The sequence below is a fragment of the Nodosilinea sp. LEGE 07088 genome (assembly GCF_015207395.1).
Classification (GTDB): domain Bacteria; phylum Cyanobacteriota; class Cyanobacteriia; order Phormidesmidales; family Phormidesmidaceae; genus Nodosilinea.
On the sequence record NZ_JADEWX010000009.1, the window covers coordinates 1 to 15,218 of the forward strand.

Consider the following 15,218-nt stretch of genomic DNA (forward strand, 5'->3'; position numbering starts at 1 on the left):
TGGTAGGATGCAGGAAACATATTGGTTTAGGGGAGCTGCACTGAGGCTCCCTATTTTTTGTCCCCTTTATTGTCTCAAAGCCCTGTACCGCATGACGTTGAGTACCCTTGTCACCCGTTAAGGCCAGATGGTGGGAAACAGCACCGGCAGCACTACGACAATGACGGCGATGGCGATCGCCCCGCCCAAACTCAATGATTTTAAATAGTCCACAAAGCTGATATTGATGGCATCGCCGACAATAAAGGTGGCCGGGTCGCCCACCAGGGTCAACAATCCGGCACTGTTAGCCACAAACACCATCAAAATCAGCAGCGGCACAAAATTCACCCCCAACTCCATCGCCATGGGAGGAATCAGCGGGGCCAGCAGCATCACCGTGGTGGCATTGGGCAGCACGGCACAGATGGGGGTGGTAATAGCGACAATCCCCAGGAGCAGGCGCTTTCCCTGGCCGCCCGCCATCACCACCATCTGGGTAGCCAGATAGTCAAAAATGCGGGTCGGCTCAAAGGCGCGCACCATCACCATCACCCCAAAGAACAGCGCCAGGGTGGCGTAGCTCTGGGCAATGTAGTCAACGGCTTCGGTCAGAGTCAGCACGTTGAGAAACAGCAGCACCATCGCCCCCAGCATGGCGGCAATGGTGAGCTGAACGCGCTCGGTGATGATGCAGGCCAGCACGCCCACAAAAACGCTCAACGCAGCGACGGCAGCAAAACTTTCCATGGTCGTCTCCTGGATGAGGGGGAACAAACTGAGCCAAACACCAGGAGCACGCATGTCTCCTCTCAAGGCCGACGAAGTTAGCTGACGGGCTGGGCGTGAGAGTTCGCCCCCTTGCGATCGCAAAGTTTGCCCCAAAGGTTGGGTCCTCCGCTTTGGTCACAGACCAAACTAGGCCAATGGCTCAGATAAATTTCTCCAAAGGTAGCACTATTTTATAGAGCTTAAAAGGGTATGACAGATCTCAATGGCAGTCGATGAACTATCACTGGTTCTGTCAGTTCGTTACCTTGTCAACTTTTTTACCCCTTCTCTTACTATGCCTCAGCGCCCTTCCCCAACCACCCGCCTGGCCTATTTCTATGATGTGCCAGGTACCGTACCCGGCACCCTTCAGGCTGCTGCATCAGCGGCCAGCACTCAGCTTGACCTGATTGACTACAACGCCGATACGGTCATGCAATTGTCCCCGGCTACCCCCGAGGACTGTGCCGCTTACCTGGATACGACGTCGGTTTCCTGGATCAATGTGCGGGGCTTAGGCCATGCCGCCACCCTCCAGGAGTTGGGTCAGGTCTTCACCCTGCATCCCCTGGTGCTGGAGGATTTAGTCAATGTGCCCCAGCGCCCTAAGGTCGAAAACTACGGTGACCAGTTGGTGATTGTGACCCAGATGGTGACCTATTTACCCCAGCAAAACCGCTTGGTCCATGAGCAAATCAGCTTTGTGCTCAGTCAGCATTACCTGTTAACCGTGCAGGAAGAGCCAGACTATGACTGCTTTGAACCCATTCGGACTCGCATTCAGCAAAACCGAGGGGTGATTCGCCGCATGGGGGCCGCTTATCTGACCTATGCCTTGCTCGATGCGCTAGTAGATGGCTTCTTCCCGGCTTTAGAAGCCTATGGAGACCGGCTGGAAAGCCTGGAAGATGAGGTCGTCTCTCACCCCAGTGAAAAGACGCTGCACCAGATTTATCGGCTGAAACAGGAGTTGGCCAACCTGCGCCATACCGTCTGGCTGCAGCGAGAAACCCTGGCCAGCCTGTTACGAGACAACGATGAGTTTATGGGGCAAGACCTCGATGTCTACCTGCGGGACTGCTACGACCATGGGGTGCAGCTGTTGGATATTGTGGAAAGCTACCGCGATCGCTGCTCTGGGCTGATGGACATTTATCTGTCGGCGATCAGCAACCGTATGAATGAGGTGATGAAAACCCTGACCGTCATTTCTACTATTTTTATTCCGCTCACCTTTATTGCCGGCATTTATGGCATGAACTTTAACCCGGAGGCATCGCCATACAATATGCCGGAGCTGAACTGGTATTGGGGTTATGTGGCGGTATGGGTGGTCATGGGGGCGATCGCTGCTGGCCTCATGTATTTCTTCTGGCGGCGGGGATGGTTTCGCAATCTTTCCCGCTAACCGGCATTATTCATGGGCAAACCCACGGTTGCGTACTCGATGTCTAGATTTCCAGCATTGGCTGGAAAACGGATGGACATGAATTCTGGAACAGCTTCGCCAAGCGTGAATAAGTAGCAACGCCCAGTCATTTATAAGACGATTGAGCTGCTATTTTAGCGTAGCTGTACAAGACGGATGCTTTCAACGATTAAAATTGCTGCCCATACTAAGATACTAAGGCCAGCCGCTGCCGCAGCAATATCTTTAGTGATGCGGATACGATCGTTCTGTCGAGGCTCCACGAAATCACACAAGACTTCGATGGCGCTGTTAAACAATTCAGAAATCAGCATTAGCCCCATCGTTAACAATATCAAACTGACATCTACCCATTGTCGCAAGAAGAAAGCGCCGCCTAAAATGGGCACTGACAAAATCACTTTATAAGCAACACTAAAGTCAGTTACTACTGCAACATGAAGACCTGACAAGATTATCTTTAGCTTTTGAACTGGATGATATCCAGATGTGCGAAACTTGTTGGTCATGAGTAAATAGTCCTTTTCTGGGTTGAACCTGTTCAGGGTTTATTTGTCATTGCTACATGCTCTCTTTGCAATCCCGATAGTGATGCTTATAGCAGCCGCTGATTGAGCCAGAAGTTGAGGAAGGGCAAGGCAATGCGGTAGCTAAACTGGGGGCCATAGATCAGCCCTTTCTGCTCCAGGCTATTGAGAGCCCCCTGCAAGCCACCGCCCCGCGACAGCTGGTGTTTTTTGATGTAGGCGCTGGCCTGGGGGCTGTCGGTGGGGTCGAGGGCCAGACTCTCCAGCACGCGGGCCTGGGTGGGGGGCAGCAGCAGCAAGAGCGCCTCAAAGGTGACGCTGATATCTTGAATCAGCGACAGAATGCTGCTGTGCACCTGGTGAGCCTGAATCAGGCCATTAGCAGGCTGAGGATTGACGGCGTGGTAGTCCAGCCAGATCCGCTGAGCCAGGGTAATGGCATCTTTCATGTGGCCTTGTACATAGCGCAAGTACAGCTCCAACGCACGGCTATCGGGGTCAAATTTAAGGCCTGCCGTCGCCATACTGCTGATAATCCAGGGATGCAATTCTTCGTCACTCAGCGGTGCCAGAGAGATCACCGGCAGCTGACTGGCCAACATCCAGGGCTCGGCCACGGTGGCGACCAGGGCATAGCTGACCCGACTCTGGCGCTCAATTTCTTGGCGCAGATGGGTTTCCCACTTGCCCTGGCGATCCCAGGAGCGGATGTGGGGAAAGTTGTGAAAGATGATCACCACCTGGCAATCTAGCCCTTCGGCGAGCTGCTGGGGCAGGGCCAGCAGCCCCTCGAACAACGCCCAATCTTTCCCCGAGGGGATCGGCCAGACGAGCCGTCCTTGAGATGAGAGGGTTTTGTCGAGGGTGAGGGGCTGATCCAGACTCCACTGCTGAATTTGGGCTAGCTCGTCTGGCTCTGAAAACGTGTGGATAAGACCGTCGGCCAGAAACCGCAGGAACTGCCCTGCATTGCGGCAGCGGAGAAAGTCGATTTCTAGACAGCGGGAGCCGACCTGCCGCGCGGCGCGGCGGATCAGGGTGCGCCGCCCGGAGCCCGATATCCCGGTCACGACAAAATCCCGGTCCTGCCGCAGCAGGGTGCAGATCTGCTGTAGCTCAGCTTCTCGGCAGACTAGCGATTGAGAGACAAACATAGTTGCCATAGCTAACTTTTGTGTCAGCACTATTTTTTAGTGCTATAGATATCTATTAGGTACGTTTTGATCGTATCACCCCAGTCTTTGAGGTAAACAAAATCCATGGTTCACAGCGCAACCTCCCACCCTAATGCCAGCTCATTTTCCAAACTGCCTTCCAATCAATGGCATACCCTTGAGCCGCAGCAGGCGATGAGGCTGTTAAGCAGCAGCCCCGAAGGCTTGAGCAACAGTGAAGTCCTGCGCAGGCAGCAGACCTACGGCCCAAACGAACTGCAAGAAGGCGCTACCCGCAACCTTTGGATCATTCTGTGGGACCAGTTTAAAAACATCATGCTGCTGATGTTGATTGCGGTGGCCCTGGTGTCGTTGGTGCTGGATCTGCAGCAGGGCGGGTTTCCCAAGGATGCGATCGCGATTTTTGCGATCGTGCTGCTAAATGGTCTGCTGGGCTACCTGCAAGAGAGCAAGGCCGAAAAAGCCCTGGCGGCGCTCAAAACGATGACCTCTTCCCGAGTGCGGGTGATGCGCAGCGGCTTCGAGCAAGAAGTCGATGCCAAGGCGTTGGTACCGGGTGATGTGGTCTTGCTGGAAACGGGCGTCCAGGTGCCCGCCGATGGGCGCTTACTGAATGCCGCAAACCTACAGGTGCGAGAAGCGGCCCTGACCGGGGAAGCTGAAGCGGTGATCAAACAGCCCGATGCCACCCTGTCGTCAGAAGCCGCCCTGGGCGATCGCGTCAATCTAGTCTTTCAAGGCACCGATGTCTTGCAGGGCCGGGGTACGGTGCTGGTCACCCAGACCGGGATGCAAACGGAGCTCGGTCGCATCGCTACCCTAATTCAATCGGTGGAAAGCGAACCCACCCCCTTGCAGCAGCGGATGGCGCAGTTGGGCAACGTGCTGGTATCCGGCTCCCTGGCGCTGGTTGCTTTAGTGGTGGTGGTCGGCCTGCTGCGGACGGGTGACCTCAGCCTGTTTGATGAACTCCTGGAAGTGTCGCTCAGCATGGCGGTAGCCGTCGTCCCCGAAGGTCTCCCCGCCGTGATTACCGTGACCCTGGCCCTGGGTACCCAGCGCATGGTGCGCCGCCACGCCCTGATTCGCAAGCTACCTGCTGTAGAAACCCTGGGCTCAGTTACCACCATCTGCTCAGACAAGACTGGCACCCTGACCCAAAACAAGATGGTGGTGCAGCAGATCCAAACCCTGACCCATGACTATCACGTCACAGGGGAGGGGTATGCCCCGGTCGGCAGCATTCTGGGCAACGAACCAACCAGCAGTCCAGAGGACTCTCCAGCGCTAGAGGGGCTGCTGATCGCCAGTGCCCTCTGCAACGATGCCGCTTTGAGCCAGAGCGGCAGCATTTGGACCGTTTTGGGAGATCCGACGGAGGGGGCCTTGCTGGCCCTGGCGGGCAAAGGTGGCTTCAACGCCGGCAAGTTGAGTCGTCACTGCGATCGCCTGGCCGAAATTCCCTTCACCTCCGAGCGGAAGCGCATGAGCGTGGTCGTGCAGCCCTGTGAAGAAGGCACTTGTCCGCTCACGGGCAGTAGTCCCATCATGTTTACCAAGGGATCGCCCGAGCTAGTGCTGGAGCGGTGCCAATTTTTCCAGGGCGAGGGGGACGCAGAACCGCTGACGGCTGACCTACGGCAACGGGTGCTGGCCCAGAATGACGCCATGGCCTCTCTTGGTCTCCGGGTACTGGGGTTTGCCATGAAATCTCTGACCCCTCCAGCATCCCTCGACAACCTGGAAATCCAGGAGCAAGACCTGATTTGGCTGGGACTGGTGGGCATGCTAGACGCCCCTCGGCCAGAGGTGCGATCGGCGGTCGCCGCCTGTCGGCAGGCAGGCATCCGGCCCGTGATGATTACCGGTGACCATCCCCTCACGGCCCGGGTGATTGCCGAAAATCTAGGCATTGCCCAACCCGGAGACACCATTATGACCGGGCGAGAGCTGACCCATCTCTCCAGCGATGAGCTAAAGCGCACGGTGTCCCACGTCAGCGTCTACGCCAGGGTCGCCCCAGAGCATAAGCTCCGCATTGTGCAAGCGCTGCAAAAGCAGGGAGAATTTGTTGCCATGACCGGCGACGGGGTGAACGACGCCCCCGCCCTCAAGCAGGCGGATATTGGCATCGCCATGGGCATCACCGGCACCGATGTGAGCAAAGAAGCCAGCGATATGGTGCTGCTCGATGACAACTTCGCCACCATTGTGGCTGCCACCGAAGAAGGGCGGGTGGTGTACGACAACATTCGCCGCTTTATCAAATACATCCTGGGCAGCAACATTGGCGAGGTGCTCACGATTGCCGCCGCTCCCCTGATGGGGCTGGGCGGCGTGCCGCTGTCGCCGCTGCAAATTTTGTGGATGAACCTGGTCACCGACGGCGTTCCGGCCCTGGCGCTGGCGATGGAACCTGCCGAACCCAATGTGATGCACCGTCCGCCCCACAACCCCAGAGAAAGCATTTTTGCCCGAGGACTGGGAGCCTATATGGTGCGAGTCGGCATTTTGCTGGCAATCTTGACCATCGGTCTGATGGGCTGGGCCTTTCAACATACCCACGCCGCTGACTACCCTGGCGACCCCGATACCTGGAAGACGATGGTGTTTACCACCCTGTGCCTGGCCCAGATGGGCCACGCCCTGGCCGCCCGCTCCGACGTGCGCCTGACGGCTCAGCTCAATCCGCTATCGAACCCCTATGTGTGGGGCGCCGTGTTGCTCACCACCGGGCTGCAGATGGCGCTGATGTATGTGCCTGCCCTGCGGCAATTTTTTGGGCTGCATCCGCTGTCAGCGCTAGAACTGGCTATTTGCGTTGGCTTTAGCGCGCTGGTGTTCGTCTGGCTGGAGGCCGAAAAGCTGCTCATGCAGCTGGTCTACCGCCGCCAGAGGCAGCCATAATTCCCCCTTATCCCTTTTCCTCATACCCGATGAAACACCCTCTAGCTTTGGCCCAAAGTCCCTGGTTTGGTCTGCCCCAAACGGTGCTGGCACCGATAACCAAAATCGTCATGAGCCTCAAAGCTCAAGCACCAGCGATGCTGACGTCAATGTTTGCGGCATCTAATAGTTTTATGACCCCGATCGGCTACCAGACCAACACCATGATCTACGGGCCGGGGGGCTACCGTTTTGTCGACTTTCTACGGGTCGGCACGCCCTTAAACCTGATTATGGCGCTGATTACGCCGCCTCTCATCATTGCCTTCTATGGACTCTAAACCTTGCCCATCTAAGTTCTCCCAGGAAATTAAAACCCTGCTAGAACAGCTGGCCCATCGGCCCCTGACCCTGGCCCACATCTTAAGCGAAACGTCGGAGCGTGGGTTTAGCCTGGTGATTGGTCTGCTGGTGCTGCCGTTTCTGTTTCCCATGCCCCCTGGAGTCACCACCCTTTTAGGGCCTGCCTGCCTGCTGCTGTCGCTGCAAATGACCCTGGGACGGCGATCGCCCTGGCTGCCCCGACGAGTGGCTCAGCTCCAGTTTCCCTCGGTGCTGGCCCGGCAAGTGCTCAGCAATCTCAGTCGCGTCACCCGCCTGACAGAACGGGTCGTGCGGCCCCGGTTGACCAAAATAGCCGGGAGCGCCCATGTCTGGCAGATCAACGGCCTCTGCATGAGTTGGCTAACGCTGCTGCTGATGGCCCCGATTCCCATGACAAATCCCATTCCCACGGTGGGGATTTTGATCTTTGTGATTGCAACGCTAGAGGCCGACGGGCTGATGATGTGTCTGGGCTATGCGGCCACCGGGCTGACAACAGGGATGTTTGGGCTGTTGATCTACGGTTTGTGGCGATCGCCCGATCTGATCATGCGCTGGTTGCAGTGAAGGTCGTGAGGGCATCGTGGGCCAACACTTTTTCAGGCTGAACCGGCCCGGCTCCCCAAAACCCCAAAAAAAGGGCAGGTGACCCTGCCCAAAGGAGATACGTTTTCGAACCAAGATTCAAGGTTCTCAGGCCCCTAGGCCAGGGTTTCGGGGCAATAGCCCAAGCCCATCACAAACTGACGGCGAAAGGCTTCAATTTCTTCGCGATCGGGTTTGCCGTGGGAGACGATCGCCACCTGGTAGCGGCGCATGACATCAATCGGCGACTGCCCAGTTTCTAGACCCCACAGAGCCATGCGCACCCGAATGCCGGGGTCGTAGGCGATGCCGAGTTCATTCATATAGGCGCGAAAATCTTCGGCGTCGGCAACATCCATATTGCCGTTCATTTTGATGCGAATGACCCATCCGTCAATTTGATGAATCACCGTCATAAACTCTAGGGGTAACCGGGTGCAACCTAGCAGATGTTCGACCACACGGAGGGTCAAACTGGCATTGGCGAGGTAATAGGTGTATTCCATCTTGACCTTTAGACAGGTGCTACAGTTCTTATTGTCTTGGATCAGCCCTGAGGTGGTTAGGGTTAAGTCCCCCAACCTGACCTGGGTGTATCCCCCCAACCTAGAACGGCATGTGCGATAGTCAAAGACTGGCTCCAGACGGCCAACCAGCGTTATTGGATTATTCTCTGGCGGCCTATCAATATAGTCTGCCCTCAGAAAAAATTGCTCAAACCCCGGTTACCCCCAGAGATGCGTCGCGCCTTTTAGTAGTAGACGGTGCGACGACCCAGCGCCATGGCCACTTCTACGACCTGCCGACGCTACTGCACCCCGGTGATCTGCTCGTACTCAACGACACGCGGGTGATTCCGGCTCGGCTGCGCGGGTACAAACCCGGTGGCGCTCGGGTAGAAGTCTTTTTGCTAGAAGACCAGGGCGATCATCGCTGGCTGGCACTAGTGCGTCCGGGGCGGCGGCTGAAGCCGGGGTCAACGGTGCTGTTTGGCCCCAACCCGGATCAGCCCGATTTGGTGGCCCAAGTACTGGCCACTGACCCCGATACCAGCGGTCGAGTGCTGCAGTTTGAGCCGCGATCGGGACAGTCGCTCTGGGATCTGTTTGAGCGGCTGGGGGAAGTCCCGCTTCCTCCCTACATTACGGATACAGCGGCCTCCCCCGATCAGTATCAGACGGTGTATGCCGAGGCCGCAGGGGCGGTGGCGGCCCCGACGGCGGGGCTGCATTTTACGCCGGACTTATTTGAGCGTCTGGAGGCGGCTGGGGTGGCGCGATCGCAGATTACCCTCCACGTGGGTATCGGCACCTTTCGCCCAGTGGAGGTCGACAACATTCTCGACCACAAAATGCACGGCGAATGGATCGACGTATCGGCAGAGACCGTAGAGCAGATTCAGGCTACCCAGGCCCGGGGCGGACGGGTCATTGCTGTCGGTACTACCGTGGTGCGGGCCTTAGAAGGAGCCGCCCAAGGTGGGGAACTGCAACCCTACCAGGGCAAAGTCAACCTGTTTATTTATCCGGGCTACCAGTATCGAGTGATCGAGGGGCTGATCACCAATTTCCATTTACCGGGGTCGAGCCTGCTGATGCTGGTTAGCGCCCTGGTCGGACGTGAGCGGCTGCTGACGTTATACGAAGAAGCCATTCAGCAAGACTACCGATTTTACTCCTTTGGCGACGCCATGCTGATTTTGCCCGAAGCTGTGCAAGCCTCGCCTGCAGGACAAGAATACGCCTGAAGAGTTATGCCGCCGACGCTGGGGCTGCCGAAATCACTGGTAACCCCCTGGCCCTGGTGCGGGCGCTCGAAACCCTGGAAGAAATGCGACAAAAGGTACCAATCCACGGCAACCCGGCTTTTGCGCCGCTGTTTATCGTCAATCCTCTCTCGAAGGTAGGGTTGATGACTCTGTTTATGACCCACCCTTCAACCGAAGATCGGATTCAGCGCTTGAAGGCGATCGCAGAACAGGCTGAAGCCAAGGCTACATCTACGAGTAGTCAGGTATTCAGCCCCAGCACGTAGCACAGGCACCATCGGGGTCTCCAGTTTTTGACTGCTTGGGCTTATTTTTGACCCAATTGTTTGAGCAGGTGTCTGGGGCGAGCAAACACCACGTCTTGATAGCGGTTTGGATGTCGAGTGAACATATAGTGCTCGTACTCATACCAGTGCATCTCAGCCTTCTCCTGATTACATTGGTAGCAAATCACCCAGAGGTTGCTAAAGTCGAGCGCCAGCCACGGATATTGAGCCCGGGGTAGCTTATGGTCAATACTTCTCCCGTTACTGCGGCTAAACCGCTCTCCACAAATCGGACAATGGTGCTCTGAGTTATCCCTGACCCAAGCCTGACTGTCTGGGGTGGTGCCACATTCACTATCGCCATGGATATACCGCCAGTAGTCAAACCGGCGATAGTCCTCAAAATCTTGCTGGGTAAGTTTGTGATAGCGGCGATTGCCTACTTTATTGGCGCGTGTGAAGAGATCTTCTAGGGTTGGATCAGATCCTGAAGCCATAGCTCACCTAAGCAACTATCCTTTTCGAGATTTTGCTGCGTTCCGTTTTGCCCTAGGTCGAGATGCTGCACTATAGTCAATCATTTCGACGTCTTGATCGGGAAACTGGTTGTCGATTTGTTCAGAGATGGCATCTACCTCGACTTGTAACGTTTGCTCAAAAGCCTTAATTTCATCAGGCGTCTGATATTTTTGACCAATTTGATCGGCCTTCAGAAAAAGATCTTCGAGGGTTGGATCATCGGGCTTAGGGGAAGTCAAAATATCATTGATTTTTTGATAAAGCTGAATGACATTGTCCCAGCCAATATTTTTGTAGCCATTGTCCTTTAGCCAGGCTTGGTCAGCCTTGTGTAGTTTTTTTCTGCGGTTGGTGTTAGAGCGCTGAACTTCGCGATAGTTCATGCCACTGAACAAGCGCTGCTTTCGTCTTGTGCCTGCCATAGTTTGGCCTCTTTACCCTAAAGTCCAGCGAAATAGACGAATGATTGCTTTACGCAGTTCACTATCTTCGTACTGCAACAGCATTTTAGTGTCTCGGGCTAAGCGCAGACGAATTTGATCGACAATATTCTTGAGTTCTTTGTTATCTCGCTTGAGCTGATTATTGGCCTCGCTCAACTCATCATTCTGAGTGGTTAGCTGCTGCATCTTCAAGCTTAAATCCCGATTCTGGATGTTGAGCTGATCAACTTGAGCTTGAAGTTCTCTCTGCTCCTTGGATAAGTTTCCTCTACGATTCACTAGGGCCTGATTGGATGCTTCTAGATCTAAGATAGATTTTTCTAATTTCTGATTCTCTACTTGGAGTTGCTCAAATTTCTTCTCTGCCTGACTGCGCTTCAAACCATAGTAACGATTGTTTTGAGATAGCTCACCGTTCTTTTCAACAACAACTTCTACAAATTTTCCTATGGTAGAGTTTTGACCCAGCAAAATCAAAAGATTTTCGCAATCTTCTAAGCTGAGCCCTTGGGTGATATTTTTATTGATGCCGTATTCTTTTTTTAGAATAGTTTGTATATCGCGTTTAGCTGGCATCTGGCTTGTCCCTTTACAAGACCTAAGCTCTAGTCTACCCAGCACTGGGGCAGTTGCCTAAGGCGAGTTCATCGCCACAACATAACTTTAAAGGAATAATTTAAAGAGATGCTGTTAGTGCGATCGCAGGGTAGCTGTCCCTTAATACAATGCTGCTCAGCCATGCTGTAGAAGAATTGAGCAGCGATGACACAGCTTGAGATCAGCGACCAGACCCCTGCTATGGGAGTAACCTGCCGGGTCAAAGCTTGCCCAATAGCGATGCAACGGCAGCCCAATTCTTGGCTTCCTTGCATTATTAATAGTCTGGCTAAGGCGATCGCCCTGCCCATACTGAATTGCGGTAGCCTCAATAGCGATCGCAGTTCAGTCATTCTAGACAGGTTTCTGGCAAACAAGTTAAAGTGGTACTGAGTATGAATTACTTCCCCTGCTATGGATGAATCAGTTGCCCTCAACCAGCCCATCACCTCTCTGGACGATGCCATCGAGCGTTGCCAGACGCTCGGCATGCGGCTGAGTCGGCAGCGGCGTTATATTTTAGAGCTGCTGTGGCAGCATCAAGGGCACCTCTCCGCCCGCGAAATTTACGATCGCCTCAACCAGCAGGGTCGGGAGATTGGCCATACCTCGGTTTACCAAAACCTCGACGCGCTTTCCGAGCAAGGCATTATCGAATGCGTTGAGCGCGCCGACGGTCGCCTCTACGGCCACCTGAGCGATTCTCATAGCCACGTCAACTGTCTCGACACCAACGAGATCATTGATATCCAAGTAACGCTGCCTCCAGATCTGATTCAACAAATCGAGGCCCGCACCGGAGTCACTATCACCGACTACCGCATCGACTTTTTTGGCACTACCACGGCTGTTTAGTAGGGGCATTGAGCCAGTAGGGGCACCGTGGTAGATCCCAGTGCCCCGAACCATCGACTAGGTCGATCGCACCGGTCGCTGGCGCGGTGGTACGGGCTTACCTGGGGCCAACAGTTGAATCATCGACTCCACCAGCCAGGGGGCTAAGCGCTGAGCCCATACCGTTGCATGGCTCTGCCAACCCACTAAAATCTCAGTCTGGCCCTGCTTGAGCCCACGCACCAGGGCGGCGGCCACCTGCTCTGGGGTGGATGGCTGCACCCCCCGAAACCAGTCAAACCCCTTCACCATGTCGGTGTCAGTCAGCGACGGCAAAAGCGCCACGACCCGGACGTGGTGAGGGGCCAACTCGCTACGCAGCGCCTGGGTAAAGCCCACGATCGCAAACTTAGTGGCCGAATAGGTCGCCATGGTGGGGGCCGCCACCTTGCCCATGAGGCTAGAGACGTTGACAATGCAGCCCTCCTGGCGGACGGCCATACGGCGGGCCACGAGCCGAGTCACCGTGTACAACCCAATCAAATTAGTCGAAATCTCAGACTGCACCTGGGGCAGTTTGGCCTGTAAAAACGGGGTTTGATAGGCCACCCCCGCACAGTTGACCAGCAAATGCACCGGGCCGTAATGTTGCCAGGCCCGAGCAATCACCACGTTGGCCTGTATGGGGTCAGTCAGGTCTACGGGGAGAATGATCGCTTCGGCCCCTAGGTGCTCTACCTCAGCCGCAACCATGGCTAAGCGTTGGGCATCGCGAGCAACGAGCAAAATGCGTCCCATACCTTGATGGGCTAAGGCGTGGGCAATGGCCCGGCCAATGCCGCGAGATGCCCCGGTAACTAGAGCGGTTTTACCGTAAAAATCCATAAAATACCTCCTGCTGAATCTGCAATCGGTCAGTCAGCGAAATAGAACTGGGTTGAGAGCGTTCTCAACCATGGGATGAAGTGCTGTGCATGGGCTCAAACCGACCGGGGTGAAGTCCCAGCCATCCAGGCTGAGGGGCAATATCGGTCTGCTGAACGGTTGAGCGACTTGAGGACTGAGCGCAAACTAACCGCGACTGTGCCCAACGAGGGCAGCGAGTATGGGCACAGTCGCGGAGCCGGTAACCCTAGGGGCGATCGCCTAGCCTGCCTAGGCAACTGAATGGTTTGTCTGAGGCATAGTTGTAGTTCTCTCCAATGAAAGATCATCAACGAAAGGTCGTTCAAACCCACGCCTCAGACGTTAGCACCGGGATCAGGCACCGACAACGATCCTGAGGGAAGTGGGCAGATTGTAACGGTACTTATCATCATTCTCAGAAAGGCGTTGTTGGGGAACATTGGCTTTCTCTGAGTTACTTTTAATCGTTCCCAGAGAATTCTCTAGTTGCCGAGATTTGGTAGCTCCATCTACCTCTATGAGAGCTGCCGCGCCAGAAACCCCAAACCTGAGAGGAATGACTTGTAGCCTAAGTTACGTATCGCCATGTTGCAAAACGTAGCGGCGAGAGTTCGGATCGTCGATCGATCGGCGCGTGGGTGAAGTGCGGGGCTGAACACTGTTCAAACCATCGGCTCTGCCCAGGTGTTCACCAGGTGTTCACCAGGGGAGCCCATCTCGCCCCCTGTTTTAGGGCAGTGCTCATCAGTTAGAGAGAACGCGGTAATCTGACGGAACAGCACCCTAGGGTTGCTCACTATCTGTATTGATTGGCGCTGCCTATGGCCTCCACCGATATTTTGATTCTCTCCAATGGGCCAGGAGAAATTTCAACCTGGGTGCGCCCGGTGGTCAAAGCCCTGCGAGGGACAGAGACCGGTTTGCTTGACTCGTCCCAGGCCCGCATTTCAGTGGTGCTGTCGCCCTGTGCCAATGCTTCAGGACGCGAGGCCAAAATGGCCCGCAGTCTGCCCGAGGTCGATCGGGTGCAGGGGCCAGAGCATTTTTTCTCATTTTTGTTGACCGGCCAGACGGCTGACCGATGGACTTGGCACCCCCAAGGCGTGGTGCTGTTTTTGGGGGGTGACCAGATTTACCCGGTGATCATCGGCAGACGCCTGGGCTATCGCACGGTGATCTATGCCGAATGGGATGCCCGCTGGCACCGCTGGATCGATCGATTTGGCTGTATGACCACCCAGATTGTTAAAGCGGCCCCGGCCCCTTATCGGGCGAAATGCCAAGTGATTGGCGATCTAATGGCCGATGTACGGAGTGATGCCGAGGGGATGCAGACGGTGCGCGATCGCCTGGGTCTGAAACCCAACCACGACCTGATCGGCCTCATGCCTGGCTCCAAAAAGAATAAGCTCAGCGTCGGCCTACCGTTTTGTCTGGGCGTTGCTGAGGCCATGCATCGTCTGCGACCCCAGACACAGTTTGTGATTCCGGTGGCGCCCATGCTGTCGTTGGCGGCGTTGGCACAGTTTGCCAATGCGACCCAAAATCCCGACATACAACTGTTTGAAGGGGCCGCTACGGCAGAATTGATGGAGCCAGCAGCCCCCCTACCCCGGTTGCGTACCCCCAACGGAATAGACGTACTGCTATGGCAGGTTCACCCCGCCTACGATGTGATGAGCCAAATGCAGTTTTGTATCACCACCGTCGGTGCCAACACTGCCGAGTTGGGTTCCCTCGGGGTGCCGATGATGGTGCTGCTGCCGACCCAAAAGCTAGAGGTGATGAAAGCCTGGGACGGCATTCCCGGTTTGCTGGCTAATCTACCTCTGGTGGGGGATAGCCTAGCCAAAGCCATCAATCGGCTGGTGCTACGGCAAATCTACAGAGATGGCAAGCTGTTTGCCTGGCCCAATATCTGGGCCCAGCGCGAGGTGGTGCCCGAGCGGATTGGCCCCCTTAAGCCCGCTGCGGTGGCAGCCGAGGTGGTGGACTATTTAGCGCATCCCAGCACCTTGGCCACGATGCGGCAAGACCTGCGATCGGTGCGGGGGGAGGCTGGGGCGGCGGCCAAACTGGCGGCCATTGTAGTTGAAGAGCTACAGTCAGGGTGTTGAATCTGGGGCGATTGATCTATGGCTAGGACACC

The 15,218-nt window shown here is 55.6% G+C and carries 16 protein-coding genes, 1 pseudogene and 1 riboswitch; of the genes and pseudogenes, 9 read left to right on the plus strand and 8 right to left on the minus strand.

Features of this window, described 5'->3' with window-relative positions:
* Positions 1–120: 120 nt before the first annotated feature.
* Positions 121–729 (minus strand): annotated as a pseudogene (locus tag IQ254_RS03920) (SLC13 family permease); the annotation flags it as partial.
* Between the two features lie 52 nt (positions 730–781).
* Positions 782–914: riboswitch (cyclic di-AMP (ydaO/yuaA leader) on the minus strand.
* A 131-nt stretch (positions 915–1,045) separates the two neighbouring features.
* Here IQ254_RS03920 and corA point away from each other — a divergent pair.
* On the plus strand, positions 1,046–2,158 hold the full coding sequence (corA, locus tag IQ254_RS03925) for a magnesium/cobalt transporter CorA (RefSeq protein WP_193964606.1): 1,113 nt from the start codon (positions 1,046–1,048) through the stop codon (positions 2,156–2,158).
* Positions 2,159–2,313: 155 nt separating this feature from the next.
* Here corA and IQ254_RS03930 read toward each other — a convergent pair whose 3' ends face one another.
* Both IQ254_RS03930 and IQ254_RS03935 read right to left on the minus strand, forming a co-directional pair.
* The gene (locus IQ254_RS03930) at positions 2,314–2,688 is read right to left on the minus strand and encodes a diacylglycerol kinase (protein WP_193964608.1); all 375 of its coding nucleotides are present in this window, start codon (positions 2,686–2,688) and stop codon (positions 2,314–2,316) included.
* A gap of 86 nt (positions 2,689–2,774) precedes the next feature.
* The gene (locus IQ254_RS03935) at positions 2,775–3,869 is read right to left on the minus strand and encodes an ATP-binding protein (RefSeq protein ID WP_193964610.1); all 1,095 of its coding nucleotides are present in this window, start codon (positions 3,867–3,869) and stop codon (positions 2,775–2,777) included.
* Between the two features lie 96 nt (positions 3,870–3,965).
* On the opposite strand from IQ254_RS03935, the gene IQ254_RS03940 reads away from it, so the two are divergent.
* The 3 genes from IQ254_RS03940 to IQ254_RS03950 are packed head-to-tail and all read left to right on the plus strand — an operon-like array spanning position 3,966 to position 7,718.
* Positions 3,966–6,788: a cation-transporting P-type ATPase gene (locus IQ254_RS03940; RefSeq protein ID WP_193964612.1), complete on the plus strand. Its 2,823-nt coding sequence runs from the start codon at positions 3,966–3,968 to the stop codon at positions 6,786–6,788.
* Between the two features lie 29 nt (positions 6,789–6,817).
* Positions 6,818–7,108 (plus strand): anion permease, encoded by a 291-nt coding sequence (locus IQ254_RS03945; RefSeq protein ID WP_193964779.1) that lies wholly within the window; start codon positions 6,818–6,820, stop codon positions 7,106–7,108.
* Positions 7,098–7,718, plus strand: a complete 621-nt coding sequence (locus IQ254_RS03950; protein ID WP_193964614.1) for an exopolysaccharide biosynthesis protein — start codon at positions 7,098–7,100, stop codon at positions 7,716–7,718. Before IQ254_RS03945 ends, IQ254_RS03950 begins: the two co-directional genes overlap by 11 nt.
* A gap of 134 nt (positions 7,719–7,852) precedes the next feature.
* On the opposite strand, the gene IQ254_RS03955 is transcribed toward IQ254_RS03950, so the two are convergent.
* A complete protein-coding gene (locus IQ254_RS03955) occupies positions 7,853–8,242 on the minus strand; it encodes a hypothetical protein (RefSeq protein WP_193964616.1) in 390 nt (129 codons plus the stop codon).
* Positions 8,243–8,352: 110 nt separating this feature from the next.
* On the opposite strand from IQ254_RS03955, the gene queA reads away from it, so the two are divergent.
* Both queA and IQ254_RS31325 read left to right on the plus strand, forming a co-directional pair.
* Entirely contained in the window at positions 8,353–9,483 is a 1,131-nt protein-coding gene (gene queA / locus IQ254_RS03960; protein ID WP_193964618.1) for a tRNA preQ1(34) S-adenosylmethionine ribosyltransferase-isomerase QueA, read from the plus strand.
* Between the two features lie 47 nt (positions 9,484–9,530).
* The gene (locus tag IQ254_RS31325; protein WP_369011286.1) at positions 9,531–9,770 is read left to right on the plus strand and encodes a hypothetical protein; all 240 of its coding nucleotides are present in this window, start codon (positions 9,531–9,533) and stop codon (positions 9,768–9,770) included.
* A 41-nt stretch (positions 9,771–9,811) separates the two neighbouring features.
* On the opposite strand, the gene IQ254_RS03970 is transcribed toward IQ254_RS31325, so the two are convergent.
* The 3 genes from IQ254_RS03970 to IQ254_RS03980 are packed head-to-tail and all read right to left on the minus strand — an operon-like array spanning position 9,812 to position 11,308.
* Positions 9,812–10,267, minus strand: coding sequence for an HNH endonuclease (locus IQ254_RS03970; protein WP_193964629.1), 456 nt, complete (start codon positions 10,265–10,267; stop codon positions 9,812–9,814).
* A 15-nt stretch (positions 10,268–10,282) separates the two neighbouring features.
* Positions 10,283–10,711 (minus strand): hypothetical protein, encoded by a 429-nt coding sequence (locus tag IQ254_RS03975; protein WP_193964630.1) that lies wholly within the window; start codon positions 10,709–10,711, stop codon positions 10,283–10,285.
* A 12-nt stretch (positions 10,712–10,723) separates the two neighbouring features.
* The gene (locus IQ254_RS03980; protein ID WP_193964632.1) at positions 10,724–11,308 is read right to left on the minus strand and encodes a hypothetical protein; all 585 of its coding nucleotides are present in this window, start codon (positions 11,306–11,308) and stop codon (positions 10,724–10,726) included.
* 435 nt (positions 11,309–11,743) lie between these two features.
* Here IQ254_RS03980 and IQ254_RS03985 point away from each other — a divergent pair, with 435 nt between their 5' ends.
* A complete protein-coding gene (locus IQ254_RS03985; RefSeq protein ID WP_193964634.1) occupies positions 11,744–12,184 on the plus strand; it encodes a Fur family transcriptional regulator in 441 nt (146 codons plus the stop codon).
* A gap of 57 nt (positions 12,185–12,241) precedes the next feature.
* Here the strand turns inward: IQ254_RS03985 and IQ254_RS03990 are convergent, their stop codons facing one another.
* Positions 12,242–13,048, minus strand: a complete 807-nt coding sequence (locus IQ254_RS03990) for an SDR family oxidoreductase (RefSeq protein WP_193964635.1) — start codon at positions 13,046–13,048, stop codon at positions 12,242–12,244.
* Positions 13,049–13,123: 75 nt separating this feature from the next.
* Here IQ254_RS03990 and IQ254_RS03995 point away from each other — a divergent pair, with 75 nt between their 5' ends.
* Positions 13,124–13,330, plus strand: coding sequence for a hypothetical protein (locus IQ254_RS03995; RefSeq protein ID WP_193964637.1), 207 nt, complete (start codon positions 13,124–13,126; stop codon positions 13,328–13,330).
* A 560-nt stretch (positions 13,331–13,890) separates the two neighbouring features.
* Positions 13,891–15,186, plus strand: coding sequence for a lipid-A-disaccharide synthase (locus tag IQ254_RS04000; protein WP_193964639.1), 1,296 nt, complete (start codon positions 13,891–13,893; stop codon positions 15,184–15,186).
* Positions 15,187–15,218: the final 32 nt, after the last annotated feature.

Excerpts from the sequence above, each read along its gene's own strand:
- IQ254_RS03955 (WP_193964616.1), bottom strand. The coding sequence starts at position 8,242 with ATGGAATACACCTATTACCTCGCCAATGCCAGTTTGACCCTCCGTGTG.
- IQ254_RS03975 (WP_193964630.1), bottom strand. The coding sequence starts at position 10,711 with ATGGCAGGCACAAGACGAAAGCAGCGCTTGTTCAGTGGCATGAACTAT.
- IQ254_RS04000 (WP_193964639.1), top strand. The coding sequence starts at position 13,891 with ATGGCCTCCACCGATATTTTGATTCTCTCCAATGGGCCAGGAGAAATT.
- IQ254_RS03995 (WP_193964637.1), top strand. The coding sequence starts at position 13,124 with ATGAAGTGCTGTGCATGGGCTCAAACCGACCGGGGTGAAGTCCCAGCC.
- IQ254_RS03940 (WP_193964612.1), top strand. The coding sequence starts at position 3,966 with ATGGTTCACAGCGCAACCTCCCACCCTAATGCCAGCTCATTTTCCAAA.
- queA (WP_193964618.1), top strand. The coding sequence starts at position 8,353 with ATGTGCGATAGTCAAAGACTGGCTCCAGACGGCCAACCAGCGTTATTG.
- IQ254_RS03930 (WP_193964608.1), bottom strand. The coding sequence starts at position 2,688 with ATGACCAACAAGTTTCGCACATCTGGATATCATCCAGTTCAAAAGCTA.
- IQ254_RS03935 (WP_193964610.1), bottom strand. The coding sequence starts at position 3,869 with ATGGCAACTATGTTTGTCTCTCAATCGCTAGTCTGCCGAGAAGCTGAG.
- IQ254_RS03990 (WP_193964635.1), bottom strand. The coding sequence starts at position 13,048 with ATGGATTTTTACGGTAAAACCGCTCTAGTTACCGGGGCATCTCGCGGC.
- IQ254_RS03950 (WP_193964614.1), top strand. The coding sequence starts at position 7,098 with ATGGACTCTAAACCTTGCCCATCTAAGTTCTCCCAGGAAATTAAAACC.
- IQ254_RS03970 (WP_193964629.1), bottom strand. The coding sequence starts at position 10,267 with ATGGCTTCAGGATCTGATCCAACCCTAGAAGATCTCTTCACACGCGCC.
- IQ254_RS03945 (WP_193964779.1), top strand. The coding sequence starts at position 6,818 with ATGAAACACCCTCTAGCTTTGGCCCAAAGTCCCTGGTTTGGTCTGCCC.
- IQ254_RS03980 (WP_193964632.1), bottom strand. The coding sequence starts at position 11,308 with ATGCCAGCTAAACGCGATATACAAACTATTCTAAAAAAAGAATACGGC.
- corA (WP_193964606.1), top strand. The coding sequence starts at position 1,046 with ATGCCTCAGCGCCCTTCCCCAACCACCCGCCTGGCCTATTTCTATGAT.
- IQ254_RS03985 (WP_193964634.1), top strand. The coding sequence starts at position 11,744 with ATGGATGAATCAGTTGCCCTCAACCAGCCCATCACCTCTCTGGACGAT.